Source organism: Collimonas sp. GW821-FHT07E08 (assembly GCF_059418905.1).
On the sequence record NZ_JBWKQR010000024.1, the window covers coordinates 35,885 to 47,539 of the forward strand.

Sequence of the window (11,655 nt, forward strand, 5' to 3'; positions counted from 1 at the left end):
GCGCATGGTAAGCCTGCTGACAAAACTCGCGCCAAACGAGGGATATAACCTCTCGTATCTGCAGGACGTGAGGTTTCTTCGCTCCAACCGCCCGCTGAGCGTGACACCGGTTCTCTATGAGCCGGGAATCGTGGTCGTATGCCAGGGCAGGAAAAGGGGATTTCTAGGCGATCAAACCTACGTCTACGATGCGCAGCACTACCTGGCCGTATCGGTGCCGGTGCCGTTTACGATGGAAACGGACGCAAGTGAAAAGAAGCCCTTGCTGGCAATTTATTTCCGGCTGGATTTCAAGATGCTCGCCGGCCTGTTATTGCAGATGGAAGTTGCTGAGCCAGGCGATGCAATTCCTCAGGGCATGTTCGCCACTGCGATGGACGAGAAAATGTCGGCGTCGGTTCTGCGCTTCCTGGAAGCCATGGACGAACCCATGGAAGCCAAGATCCTCGGCCCGGCGCTGGTGAAGGAAATCTATCTGCGCGTATTGACTGGGGACCAGGGAGCGTCAATGCGCGCAGCCCTCGCGAATGAGGGGCAATTCGGCAAAATCGCGAAAGCGATCAAAAAGATCCACGCGTCATATCACGAGAAACTCGACGTCGATCAACTTGCCAAGGAAGCCGGCATGAGCGCGCCGTCGTTTCATTCGCATTTCAAGAAGATCACGGCGACTTCGCCGATGCAATACCTGAAGTCGACACGCCTGCACCAGGCACGGCTCTTGATGGCGCGAAATGGCCTGACTGCTGCCAGCGCCTGCGTCGAAGTGGGTTATGAAAGCGCCTCGCAATTCGGCCGCGAATTCAAACGCCTGTTCGGCAGCACGCCGATTGAGGAAGTAGCGAGAATGCAGCAGGCGTTCGCCTTGCCTGACGCCGATCCAGCTTCGATCTATGTGTCATCGCATTAATCGCTATGCCTTCAAGGGTCCTTTTCTCTTATGCTAACATCAGTGGAAGATCAGCGCCCGCCTCAAATTGAGCATCAACCCCAGCATAATTTCCAGAATGGATAATAAATGATAGTTGACAGCCGGCAAATTATTGATGCCCTTCCCATATTTACAGTTTCTTCAGCCGGTGAGATCGACACAGTCGCAGCACTGGTATTGCAAGCAGCAAACCAGACCGTTCCCTTTTTGGCGCGCCTTCTCAGCGACCTTGGGCACACGGAGCTGCGGGCGATACCTGCGCAAGAGTTCGCGTCAACCCCTGATGCCCAGGCAGCTGCGGCAGCGCTTAAAATCCTGTTCGATCAATATGGCAGCGACAAGGCGCAACCGCACAACTATCACCACCTGTATGGCGCGATATTGAGCAATCCCGCGGCAGTCGCCAATGTGCTTGAAGTCGGCATGGGTACCAATAACGAGGACGTGGTGTCGAACATGGGGAGTGCGGGACGCCCGGGTGCGTCGCTGCGTGCATTTCGCGATTTCCTGCCGAATGCGCGGATTTTCGGCGCCGATATCGATAAGCGCATCTTGTTCCGCGAAGAACGGATCGAGACTTTCTTTATCGACCAGACTGACCTGGACACAATCAGCGCGCTCGGCAAAGAATTGCAGATGGAGTTCGACTTGATCATCGATGACGGCCTCCATTCGCCAAACGCGAACCTGGCCACGATGATTTTCGGACTGCCGAAACTAAGACGCGGCGGTTACCTGATCGTGGAAGACATACATCCTGCGCACCTCCCTGTGTGGCAAGTAGTTGCAGCGTCCTTGCCCGCTCGCTTCAAGCCATTCCTCTTCATTACCAACTGCGCTTACGTTTTTGCGGTGAAGTACCTCGGATAGCGCCTGGCCGGATGGCCTCGCCGCATTTGGCGCCAGGCGCTTTGACTGCGAAGAAGGCCGGCGTGTCCACAGACGCTCCCTGGCAGGGATGCTATCGGAAGTTTAAAAGCTCGCGTTGGTTACGCGAGCTTTTTGCTTTTCAGTACCGGCGAGTGCCTGGCTGCAGCGCTGCCGGCGACTGCCGATCGCTACCGCAGAGCGGCGCCACCTTGCGCCAGATACTGGCCCAGGAGGCGAGCAAATTGTCCACCGTCAGTGTTGATCGTGGTCTGGAAGGTGCCTCCTGAACTGAAGACGATGGCGAAGGTGTGGATGTCGCCATATTCCTGCGTGTTGCGCAGCATGTAGTCGACGCGGTTGTCGCGATAGTGCTGATTGGTGCCGCCTGGCGTAGAGGACGGTACGCCCATCGGCGTCTGCCACCACAGGATCGGGAGTCCATTGCTCAGCGCAGTGCGATAGTCCGAGATCGCGCTCTGCGATTGGTGGAAATTCGGTGTAGCGATATTGTTTTCGTCCCAATAGAACGACCCGGTTCGTCCTGCGCATTCCGCTGGAGGCGATGCGACTTCCATGCAGCCGGCGTCTCGATCGCTCGTCTGGGCAACGATGAAATCCGCCTGATGTGCTCCAACCGCTTTCATTTCGGCGCCAATCTCAGCCGGGGAGCCAGACCAGAACGAGGGCGGGAATCCGAGCAACGCATTAGGTGCGATCTTCCTGCCCATCTGCACCAGGCACTGGCCGATGCCGGCGGCTGTATTCGGCAATCCGCTACATTCGGCCTGGCTGCTGACGACGGCTGGTATCTGGGCCGGATCATGCCCCGGCGCCTGCGCCCATACATAGCCCCAGAAATCCGGCTCCAGATTGATCAGTACAGGCGCATTGAGCGCGGCAATGCGTTGATACATTAACCGGACCTGTCCCCAGTAGCTGTTCATGAACGTCGCATTGGCGATGCCGCTCAAGTTGCCATCGCCGTTCTGCGCCATCTGGTAGAGCGTGAACATCGGGGTCGCGCCATAGGCCTGGACGGCCTGCGCAGTATATGTAATGTACGCTCCATCGGGACTGTTCCAAGTGGGCCACGCGCCCGCACCGACACCCACCAGATAGTTATCAACAATATCCGGGCGAACGCTCTGGCTTTGCATGTCCGCCAATGAATTGCCAGCCCCAAGCCCGACCAGCACCCTAGAAGGTTTGCCGAGCCTGGCCACTAAAGTGGTAGTCGCTGCGGCATTTGAAGTGCCGCCCGGCGTGCTGCCGCCCGTGCCTCCTGACGTGCTGCCGCCCGTGCTGCCGCCCGTGCTTCCTGACGTGCTTCCTGACGTGCCGCCGCCCGTGCTTCCTGACGTGCCGCCGCCCGTGCTTCCTGACGTGCCGCCTTGAGCGCTATCGGTTCCGCCACCGCAACCGAAAAGGAGGAATACGAGCAGCAGTGCCGCAGCATGTCGAAGGGAAAATCTAATCATCTGAAACTCCGTGAAATTGAAGGAAAACCAATCGCCGCGCGCGCCGCTTAAGCTGATACCGGAGATCTGTCAGCGATCCCGATCAAGCTTCGACATGAGACGCATCGCGATGCCGCAGCCGATAAAACAGCTTTACCCAAGGCTTCGCCGCCGGCATTTGCGGCTAAGAACGTGTCGCCGTATTGCTTGGCATGATCGCCATCAGCGTCCACGCACACCGCAGGAACCATGCCTGCTTTTACGGCAAAGCGAGATAACCCGCTTAGCCTGGAAAGTGACGTAAAGTGCCCTCCATGTTCTGAACAGTTATAGAAAATGTACATGCTCCCCCGCCGATCTTTGAGGATGACGCTTTGTCACGGACAACGGGAAAGCAGCAGCAGCTTCATTTGTCTTTGACCTCACCCGCGCTACCTGCCTGCATGGAAAATTCGGCAGATAACGTCGGCGTGGAAATCAGATCATTTAATCCTGCCCGCTCTACCGCAGAAATCATTGCTTGATAGCCTTCTCTACTGTCCCGGTACAGCAATACAACTGAAAAGCCCATATCCGTTGGATCGTTCGACGCAAGGACGATAGCTTCGGCTCCAGCCGCACAGAGCCGCGAGGCAACTCTCTGCGCGCGTTGCTCGAACGCAAATACAGCACCTACATATCGGCGCCTGCCGACCGGCTCTTCCAGGCTGCAAGTGGATTTTGCAAACGTAGCTGGTGTCCCCGCCGATTCTGATGCGACAATTTCCGGGGTATGCCGAATCGCGGCCTGATCGCTTGCTGCACTTGAATTTGTCGTCTCTATTTGATATTCATTGCCATCAAGGTGTATCAATTTCAGTCCTCGCTCCCGAAGTGATTTTTGGAACTGGAAAAAAATCTCATCTGGTGAAAGCGGATCGGTTGAAGCAAGATTGATTACTCCTCGCACTTCTGGAGCTAAACGAATCGAACGGCCTGAATATTGACTGACTAGACGTGCTGCATCAGACAATCCAAAATCTCGCCAGATAACATAAAACCGATCGTCACAACGCACCGCAGTTGTATGCGAAAACAATAGAAGCCCGAACAAACACGCGGCGAACTTTTTAATTCTTGATATCTGAAACATATTCCCTAACAATCGTCGCGGTTTTCCTGCAAGCATTTTCTGCAGGAAAAATTCCAATAGGCAGTTGACCGCCGCCAGGTATTGGCAAGAAACCTGACGACAGTCGGAACCTCACACCAAAGCCGCGACCTGCGCTGCGGTCAAAATCAGCTTGCGCGTGCAGCAAACCAGGATGAACAAATGTGTTGTTTGCGGAAGGAGTTGCCGTTTCCGGTGGCGTGGTTTCTGGCAGTCTTGATGCTGGCGTTGATTTTGGCGCCGGAGTGACAGCAGCAGCTGGCGAATCAACACCGGTGCTCGCGGACGCCATATCGCCACTGCCACAGCCGGCCAGGCACAAGGCGCCAAGGCTGGACCTGAAATTGCGACGCGTCATGGCATTGGCATGCCACTCATCGTTAATGGTGTCGCTTGTATCAAGAAGTGTTAGTGGAAATTTGCCGCTGCCATAGATCCCTGGCTTATTCACGCTCTGACCTTTTCATATATCTTGGAAATCACATTGGAAATTGAATGTCTATCTGGCCGCGATATGCAATCTGCTGAAGTTTCTCGGCTCGTTTTCTGTCATATCCAGGCGGCTATGCGGGTACGCCAAACCAGACGTTCGGTTTTGATTTCAATGACGTCGAAATATTGTTCGGCACGACACTCCATCATGCGATCCATTTTTTGCAAATACTGTGCCAATGACGAATAGCTCATTCAAAGATAGCAATTGGTGTTAGCGCTACCAAAATTTGTCAGCATTTTCAGTTTTTGGTCAAAATTTGTTCGCCCGGCATTGGCCGCTAAGCCTCATGAAATGCCACTTGGCGAGTTTTTAGAGAATCGGATATATAAATCCGATAACCGATCTCCTATCCGCGATATCCACTTCGATATTGTTCTTTTTTTTGATCGCTTATCCAATGAACGCGAACACATTGCGCAGCTTATTTACGCGTGCACGAGATAGCGCCATCAAAGCCTACCCCGAACTTGCAAACGGAATAAAGGAATTCCAATTCCGTGATTTGCGGGCGAAAGCAGGGACCGACAAGAAGGAAATTGATGGCATTTCTGCCGCACAGGACCAGCAAGGCCACGCAACCGCGACAATGACTAAACACTAAGTTCGACACTGCAGGGGCAGGCTAGTCAAACCTACAAAATGACTTTTTGCGGAACAAAAGAAAAAGGCCCACCGGACGGTGGGCCTTTTAGATATTGGTGCTGGCTGCAGGACTTGAACCCGCCACCCCCTGATTACAAGTCCGCGCCAAATTTCAAACTAATCAACGGGTTACGCTATTAAATGCACCGCAATCAGCAATAAAGACAGTCCCGGAGAGCCAACACCGGCGCGGTGGCCTTTTGATTTGCGGAGCAAACACGCCGGCTATTCGTTAGTTCACGCCGTGGAATGAGACTGAATATCGACGGCAAAAAAAGATTGTGAGTGCTATCTCATTCAACTGAAAAACTTTCATATTGAGGGTCTTGAAGCCGTTTTCACTAGTTACTATATTAGGGGCAGTGGGGAAGAAATTATCCTAGGCCGAAGCTTCGGGATTGTCCCCCATAGGAGGGCGAAAGGGAGCAATGTTTAAACTAAACGCAAATCTTTCGCACCATGTGCTAACAAAATTGAAAGGAGTTTGTTAATCATGTACTCATCCTCTATGAGATTTCCTGGCGATTTATTTGCCGATTTTGGCGATCTGCAACGTCAATTCGAACAGCTGTTCGGGGCGCTCGGATCGCCTTCAAGCATTCGAGCAGTTCGCCGTGGCGCTTTTCCAGCGATCAACATGGGGACCACCGATGAAGCCGTTGAAATCTACGCCCTCGCTCCCGGGATCAATCCCGCCGAGCTCGATGTATCGGTCGACAAAGGATTGTTAACCATTACAGGTGAACGTAAAAGCGACGTTCCGGAAGAACACGACAAGCTCAGTGTTTACGCGCGTGAACGCTTCAGCGGATCATTCAAGCGCGTCGTGAGTTTGCCCGAGGACCTGGATGCCGCGCAAGTGAACGCCACCTATCGAAATGGTGTATTGCGAGTTGTTATCCCCAAGCGGGAATCGTCAAAACCACGTCGTATCGAAGTGCAAAACGTTAACTAAGATGGGTTTTCATACTTGGAAAGAAAGGAGGTTTTAACATGGATACGAAGCAAGAAATTGTCCGGCGCGAGGCAAGCGGTAATGAGATGGCAACGCTATTCCCACCTGTCGACGTGATAGAGGATAACAACGGCATTACGCTGACGGCAGATTTGCCGGGCGTCACCAAGGAGAACCTCGCGATTCGAGTAGACTCCGATATGCTGACCATTGAAGGGACTGTCGTTCTGGGCGAACCACAGAGTTTGAAAGCAGTCTATGCGGAAGTACGCGCAGATCAATATAAGCGCACGTTCACTTTGAGTCGCGAGCTTGATGTGGCACAGATCGCGGCTTCCATCAAGGACGGTGTACTCACGTTGCATGTACCCAAACTCGAACAGGCAAAACCGCGCCGGATCGAGGTGAAAGTCGACTAACTTCTGGTAGATGGCCAACTGTCCGGCTCCGGTGCACAGCGCCGGAGTCGATTTCCCTACTCTGGGGAAATCGATAAAAAGCATTAGCTGAATTAAAACGGGACTCGTAGGTAGGGTGGGAAACCGTGACAGAAGATTGGTCTCATATGCGTGGGCACGCTGCAAGCGCGCTGACGCGATAGCGAATTATGTTTTATTTGGGGCACGTTGGCATGACAACGATCATTCCCGAAATATTCAAATCCATTCAGCAGCGACTGCGGACTATCCGTGATTTGTACGCCAAGACCGGCGGCGGTGGTCCTGCTGAACTTGAAGAGTTAGCAAGAGAATCGTATGACGCTCTTAACCGCGTCAACAAGAATCTGTTGCGCATGATAGAAATTGAGCGATCACTGAATGCTGCCAATAAGCTTACGGGCTCGCCGCAAATGCGCGTGTGTCGGCAACTTCTCAAAGAAATCCAAGAATTAAGCGGTGTTGAAGGTTCTTCGTCATCGCCAAATCACGCAGACCATGTTTCGGTAAAAAAACCTTCCTCCGAGAGGGATGCGAGGAAAGGCTTCTAACCGATGCGCACTTAGTTCACGGCGTGGAATGAGACTGAAACCCCGCGCCGGATCTACCTCCTCCTATTTGCTGTAGCAAATTCGTAGCACATGAATTTAGTTGCGGTCGACCCAATTTTTCCCCTCCGATATCTGTCCCCAGGCTCGAAAATCTACCCATTGCGCGTCGGGTTACTCTTCCTTTCTTGCCGTTTTGCCCATACTCTGTAGAATTGATTAAACGCAACTGTCAGGGGCATGCATGGCATTACGAAAATTATCGTTGTGGGCGATAAGACAACGACCGCAGGGGTAGTTCTCCCAAACGCGAACAGTACGTTTAGCGTTGGCGACGCCGCACACAAGGCCGCACTTATTGGCGACCAGGCGTCATGCCTCGCCTGTAAGGGCACGGGAATTATTGCTAAAGCCGGCGGCCCGCGTCGTATGAATTTCATTGGCGAGGTTGCCCTAGAAAACGATATCGTTCTCTGTAAATGCCCCGTCCCGCCGAAGCTTGTTGCGACACTGCATCAAACCATGACCTATGACGATCAAGCCGAATCATTGGGAAATGTCTCAAGCGCCGCTATCGCGGACCAGCACATAGCTGTAATCCAGAAAATTCACGACGCAGGCAGCTTTGACGAAGCAGTTCATGTTTCGCAAGAAGGTCATGCCATCGATCTGGCCGGTTTGCCGTTCTTGATCGAGACCGAAGATGGACGACGCATCAGCGGGACAATGAACGCGAACGGTGAGCTGCCTCGCACGGCAACCGACGGTATTGGCAGCTACGAAATTTTTTGGGGCGATGATGCCTTGGAGAGAGGTTTGTAATGACGCATCCAGCAGCAGGTCGACATAAAGTTCCGACCAACGATACACTAGGATCTGTCCTCAAGCTTCAAGTGCAGCCGATCACGTTTGCCCAGTTGTGGGATAACTATATCAGGGGGAATCCTTATGACGATCCAAACAGGGAATACGAAAATCAATGCGCAATCCGCATGAGCGCCACCTTGCACAAGGCCGGCATCGATATGAAATCATTTTCTCAGAATGTTGTTAAACCAGACGCTGGGAAAAAAAGCATCGGTCGCATTCTGCTTGACGGCAAGGCCACAGCTACCCGAGCTGACGAGCTGGCGCGATGGCTGAGCATGAAACCGTTTGCCGGCCTGCCCGACAAGCCTCAAGACATTACCGGATCCGATTTTGAAAACAAAATCAAAGGGAAAACCGGCATCATATTTTTCGGCGGCTACTGGACGAGAGATGGCGAAGCGGCAGAATCTGCCTCTGGAGGGCATATCGATCTTTGGAACGGTTCACGGCTAACGAACAATGGCGCGATGGGGACAATGGAAAACGTGATGCGCTGGCGGCTTGGCATCCAGGCGCCATGGATACCAGTCTATTCAGATCTGAGAAAAGCAAAGAAAATTTTATTTTGGGAGATGAAGTGATCCGGAAAATTTTAGTTTTCGTTGCCGGTTTCTTGTTTGGTTTTTTGATCGACATGATTCCCCGCGTGACCGAGTTATCTCTTAATGTCTACCTCTGCCGCGAAGCCTGTCCAGCTTGGTTTAGAGGTGCGTCTATGATCGCATATCTGGCGATACCGATATTTTGGGGAGCGTTCGCAGTCTGGGCATTTGGACGGCCTACAAGCAATGTGGGTAGCAAACCAAAAACCGTTGCACTTGTTGCTTCACTTCTGCTTATTTTCGCTATCACCTGGACAGCATACGCATACCATCAGCAAATAATTTAGTGGAGTCCAAAGTCAATGACATTGAGCATACAGACTGATCCTTTTTGCTTATCCGAATTCTTGAAGAGGTTCAAAAACATCGACTCTATGAGTCGGGCGCCCATGCGCTTATACAAGAACTGATTCGTCAGGCAATGTCGGATGCAGATTCTATATTGCATAGGGAGGGTGATTATTCTGGCCTAGGTGGAGATAGGCATTTTATGTCTACAGCATTTGGCAATCCTGATTTTGTGCGGAGCGCGATACGACCATTACAAGCGTGGCCCAGGTACAGCGACGATCACCTTACATCTATGCAGATGGAGCGATATGGCGATGCTGTCCGTGTTGCCTTGCGCGCCGCAATCGAGGAGGGGCAAACGGAAGCATTCTACGGCGCATTTAGTTCGGCGCTTGAAGTGGCAAATCGAATTGCTGGAGCGATGTTTTTCGTCCCTAATTTATTGTGGCTTGTTATTCTGGAGAGCCTTGAGAAGAGCTTGTGCCACTTCTTTGCTTGATCCGGGATTCTGACCAGTGACGATGCGGCCATCTGTAATAACGAAGCTGCTAAACGGGATAAAACCTTTTTCGTAGAGCGCCCCTTTGCTCTCTACCTCACTTTGCAGAAGGTAAGGAACTTGATCCTTAACGCCAGAAAGCGATTCCTCCATATTGGAAAACCCCGTCATATGACGTCCTTCTATCAGTGGCTTGCCGTTATCGTCTTGGAGATCCAGTAGGCCAGCGGCGCCATGACAAACTGAAGAAACGATGCCGCCGTCGCGGTAGATACTCTCAGCAATTCGTTTGAGGTCTTTGTTGCCCTTGAAATCCCACATCGTTCCATGTCCACCCGTGTAGAAAATAGCTCGATAGGCAGCAGGATCAATGTCGGCAGCGGCTTTTGTCGATTGTAGAGATGCCATGAAAGCTGGATCTTTCAGGTGGCTTTTTGCTGCGTCATCAACATACAGCCATCCTTGGCTTCGTTCATCTAGCGGTACTATCCCACCGCTTGGGCTTACGAAGTCAACACCATACCCGGCTTCCTTTAACACGTCATACACGTGCGTCAGTTCCGTGAGCCAGAGCCCTGTATGGTCGCTTCTTGTCGGATATTGGGAATGATTGGTCATGACCACCAGCACTTTTTTAGTGCTAATGAACGGATCTTGCATTTGTGACGCCGGTTCAGCAGAAACAATCTTCACAAACAGTATCGGCATGATAGCAAGGAGAAGCTTCTTGAAAATAGACATGGGATCACCCTTCAAATGGTTGAGCGTACTTGGCCATCTGCCATCGTCAGCCAGGCAGACTGATAATCCGAGTGACGATGGCCCGCCATGTCCGCTAAACACAGCACGATCAACTATAAGTTTAAAGCTAACTTCAATGTCAAGGGGCAGATGAGCAGCCAAGAGGCTTTTGTTGACCAGGCCGCCCTCCGCTGCGGCAGTGACAATTACGAAGCCTGAACCTACTTGGGGTTCGCAGCCCGGGCGGAAATCGGTAATCGCAGCCATAAACATCGGCTGTCCTGACTTGAGCCGCATACGTTTGACCTGGTCATGACCCTGACCGGCGCCGGCGGTCAGTCCGCCACTGCCGAGTTTGTGGACGATGTGATTGCCGAGGTCACCAGGACAAAGCCTGTGCGTAGCCACTTTACGTTTACCCAGGGGATCGAGACGCAAGCGGCCATTGCTGTCGTGACCGCCGTGCGCCCTGTGATCTATGCCCGTCTCAATTTGACCGAACCATTACCTAGCTGACCTATGCCTGGACTCCAAATCATCACCACCAAGGCGGGCCGTGCCGCCCTAGTCAACGCCGAACACAACGGCACGGCGCCGCTCAAGATCGCCGAGGTTGGCATCACTGCAGCGGTCTTTACGGCCAATGAAGACATGACCGCGCTGCCTGGCGAGTTCAAACGCCTGTCGACCATTTCCGGCGAGGTGGTGGTGCCCGATACCATGCACGTCACTATCCGCGACGATGGTAGCGGCACCTATACCGTGCGCGGTATTGGCTATTGGCTCAGTAATGGCGTGCTGCTGGGCGTCTATAGCCAGCCGGATCCTATCCTGCAAAAGTCCACGCAGTCGATGATGCTGCTGGCCGCCGATACCGTATTTACGACGATTTCCGCCACGTCTCTTTCGTTCGGCGATGCCAATTTTACGAACCCACCGGCAAGTACGGAACGCCAAGGCGTGATCGAGCTGGCGACCATAGCTCTGGAGATATTCGACAGGCACAAAAGCAGCTTGGCCACACAAGCATTACCATGACCGAACATTACGTCAGAAAACGTCGAGGAGAGAAAGTGAGTCCCACAAAATTGTCCAGTCCTAAAATAGGTTGACAGGTTTTATTGCAACAGAGACGCCCGATGCACCGCATCGGGCGTTTTGTATTT

Annotated in this window: 14 protein-coding genes; 10 read left to right on the forward strand and 4 right to left on the reverse strand. The window is 52.7% G+C overall.

Annotated features, from left to right (window positions below; translation table 11 throughout):
* Window positions 1–4 precede the first annotated feature (4 nt).
* Both AC07RZ_RS22775 and AC07RZ_RS22780 read left to right on the forward strand, forming a co-directional pair.
* Entirely contained in the window at window positions 5–910 is a 906-nt protein-coding gene (locus AC07RZ_RS22775; RefSeq protein WP_494669701.1) for an AraC family transcriptional regulator, read from the forward strand.
* 108 nt (window positions 911–1,018) lie between these two features.
* On the forward strand, window positions 1,019–1,801 hold the full coding sequence (locus AC07RZ_RS22780; protein ID WP_144741936.1) for a class I SAM-dependent methyltransferase: 783 nt from the start codon (window positions 1,019–1,021) through the stop codon (window positions 1,799–1,801).
* A gap of 188 nt (window positions 1,802–1,989) precedes the next feature.
* Here the strand turns inward: AC07RZ_RS22780 and AC07RZ_RS22785 are convergent, their stop codons facing one another.
* Entirely contained in the window at window positions 1,990–2,958 is a 969-nt protein-coding gene (locus AC07RZ_RS22785) for a hypothetical protein (RefSeq protein ID WP_494669688.1), read from the reverse strand.
* On the opposite strand from AC07RZ_RS22785, the gene AC07RZ_RS22790 reads away from it, so the two are divergent.
* A complete protein-coding gene (locus AC07RZ_RS22790) occupies window positions 2,957–3,196 on the forward strand; it encodes a hypothetical protein (protein WP_494669689.1) in 240 nt (79 codons plus the stop codon). The two genes, AC07RZ_RS22785 and AC07RZ_RS22790, sit on opposite strands and share 2 nt — an antisense overlap.
* 468 nt (window positions 3,197–3,664) lie before the next feature.
* On the opposite strand, the gene AC07RZ_RS22795 is transcribed toward AC07RZ_RS22790, so the two are convergent.
* Window positions 3,665–4,426, reverse strand: a complete 762-nt coding sequence (locus AC07RZ_RS22795) for a hypothetical protein (RefSeq protein WP_494669690.1) — start codon at window positions 4,424–4,426, stop codon at window positions 3,665–3,667.
* Entirely contained in the window at window positions 4,368–4,859 is a 492-nt protein-coding gene (locus AC07RZ_RS22800) for a hypothetical protein (RefSeq protein ID WP_494669691.1), read from the reverse strand. Before AC07RZ_RS22800 ends, AC07RZ_RS22795 begins: the two co-directional genes overlap by 59 nt.
* Window positions 4,860–5,301: 442 nt before the next feature.
* Between AC07RZ_RS22800 and AC07RZ_RS22805 the strand changes: the two genes are divergently transcribed.
* The 6 genes from AC07RZ_RS22805 to AC07RZ_RS22830 all read left to right on the forward strand — a co-directional run bounded on the left by AC07RZ_RS22805 (window position 5,302) and on the right by AC07RZ_RS22830 (window position 8,937).
* The gene (locus AC07RZ_RS22805; RefSeq protein ID WP_494669692.1) at window positions 5,302–5,505 is read left to right on the forward strand and encodes a site-specific integrase; all 204 of its coding nucleotides are present in this window, start codon (window positions 5,302–5,304) and stop codon (window positions 5,503–5,505) included.
* Window positions 5,506–6,039: 534 nt separating this feature from the next.
* Window positions 6,040–6,501, forward strand: coding sequence for an Hsp20/alpha crystallin family protein (locus AC07RZ_RS22810; protein WP_494669693.1), 462 nt, complete (start codon window positions 6,040–6,042; stop codon window positions 6,499–6,501).
* 38 nt (window positions 6,502–6,539) lie between these two features.
* Window positions 6,540–6,920 carry an Hsp20/alpha crystallin family protein gene (locus AC07RZ_RS22815; protein ID WP_494669694.1) on the forward strand — a complete coding sequence of 127 codons (381 nt, stop codon included), beginning with the start codon at window positions 6,540–6,542 and terminating at the stop codon, window positions 6,918–6,920.
* A gap of 212 nt (window positions 6,921–7,132) precedes the next feature.
* Window positions 7,133–7,489 (forward strand): hypothetical protein, encoded by a 357-nt coding sequence (locus tag AC07RZ_RS22820; protein ID WP_494669695.1) that lies wholly within the window; start codon window positions 7,133–7,135, stop codon window positions 7,487–7,489.
* 237 nt (window positions 7,490–7,726) lie between these two features.
* Window positions 7,727–8,308, forward strand: a complete 582-nt coding sequence (locus AC07RZ_RS22825) for a PAAR domain-containing protein (protein WP_494669696.1) — start codon at window positions 7,727–7,729, stop codon at window positions 8,306–8,308.
* The gene (locus AC07RZ_RS22830) at window positions 8,308–8,937 is read left to right on the forward strand and encodes a type VI secretion system amidase effector protein Tae4 (protein ID WP_494669697.1); all 630 of its coding nucleotides are present in this window, start codon (window positions 8,308–8,310) and stop codon (window positions 8,935–8,937) included. Before AC07RZ_RS22825 ends, AC07RZ_RS22830 begins: the two co-directional genes overlap by 1 nt.
* A gap of 751 nt (window positions 8,938–9,688) precedes the next feature.
* Here AC07RZ_RS22830 and AC07RZ_RS22835 read toward each other — a convergent pair.
* Window positions 9,689–10,927 carry a type 1 glutamine amidotransferase domain-containing protein gene (locus AC07RZ_RS22835; RefSeq protein WP_494669698.1) on the reverse strand — a complete coding sequence of 413 codons (1,239 nt, stop codon included), beginning with the start codon at window positions 10,925–10,927 and terminating at the stop codon, window positions 9,689–9,691.
* 81 nt (window positions 10,928–11,008) lie between these two features.
* Between AC07RZ_RS22835 and AC07RZ_RS22840 the strand changes: the two genes are divergently transcribed.
* On the forward strand, window positions 11,009–11,527 hold the full coding sequence (locus AC07RZ_RS22840; protein ID WP_494669699.1) for a hypothetical protein: 519 nt from the start codon (window positions 11,009–11,011) through the stop codon (window positions 11,525–11,527).
* Window positions 11,528–11,655 lie beyond the last annotated feature (128 nt).

Bases quoted from the DNA above. Each gene is read 5' to 3' on its own strand.
- AC07RZ_RS22775 (WP_494669701.1), top strand. From the start codon at position 5: ATGGTAAGCCTGCTGACAAAACTCGCGCCAAACGAGGGATATAACCTC.
- AC07RZ_RS22780 (WP_144741936.1), top strand. From the start codon at position 1,019: ATGATAGTTGACAGCCGGCAAATTATTGATGCCCTTCCCATATTTACA.
- AC07RZ_RS22790 (WP_494669689.1), top strand. From the start codon at position 2,957: ATGTCCGCCAATGAATTGCCAGCCCCAAGCCCGACCAGCACCCTAGAA.
- AC07RZ_RS22785 (WP_494669688.1), bottom strand. From the start codon at position 2,958: ATGCAAAGCCAGAGCGTTCGCCCGGATATTGTTGATAACTATCTGGTG.
- AC07RZ_RS22795 (WP_494669690.1), bottom strand. From the start codon at position 4,426: ATGCTTGCAGGAAAACCGCGACGATTGTTAGGGAATATGTTTCAGATA.
- AC07RZ_RS22805 (WP_494669692.1), top strand. From the start codon at position 5,302: ATGAACGCGAACACATTGCGCAGCTTATTTACGCGTGCACGAGATAGC.
- AC07RZ_RS22810 (WP_494669693.1), top strand. From the start codon at position 6,040: ATGTACTCATCCTCTATGAGATTTCCTGGCGATTTATTTGCCGATTTT.
- AC07RZ_RS22815 (WP_494669694.1), top strand. From the start codon at position 6,540: ATGGATACGAAGCAAGAAATTGTCCGGCGCGAGGCAAGCGGTAATGAG.
- AC07RZ_RS22820 (WP_494669695.1), top strand. From the start codon at position 7,133: ATGACAACGATCATTCCCGAAATATTCAAATCCATTCAGCAGCGACTG.
- AC07RZ_RS22825 (WP_494669696.1), top strand. From the start codon at position 7,727: ATGCATGGCATTACGAAAATTATCGTTGTGGGCGATAAGACAACGACC.
- AC07RZ_RS22830 (WP_494669697.1), top strand. From the start codon at position 8,308: ATGACGCATCCAGCAGCAGGTCGACATAAAGTTCCGACCAACGATACA.
- AC07RZ_RS22840 (WP_494669699.1), top strand. From the start codon at position 11,009: ATGCCTGGACTCCAAATCATCACCACCAAGGCGGGCCGTGCCGCCCTA.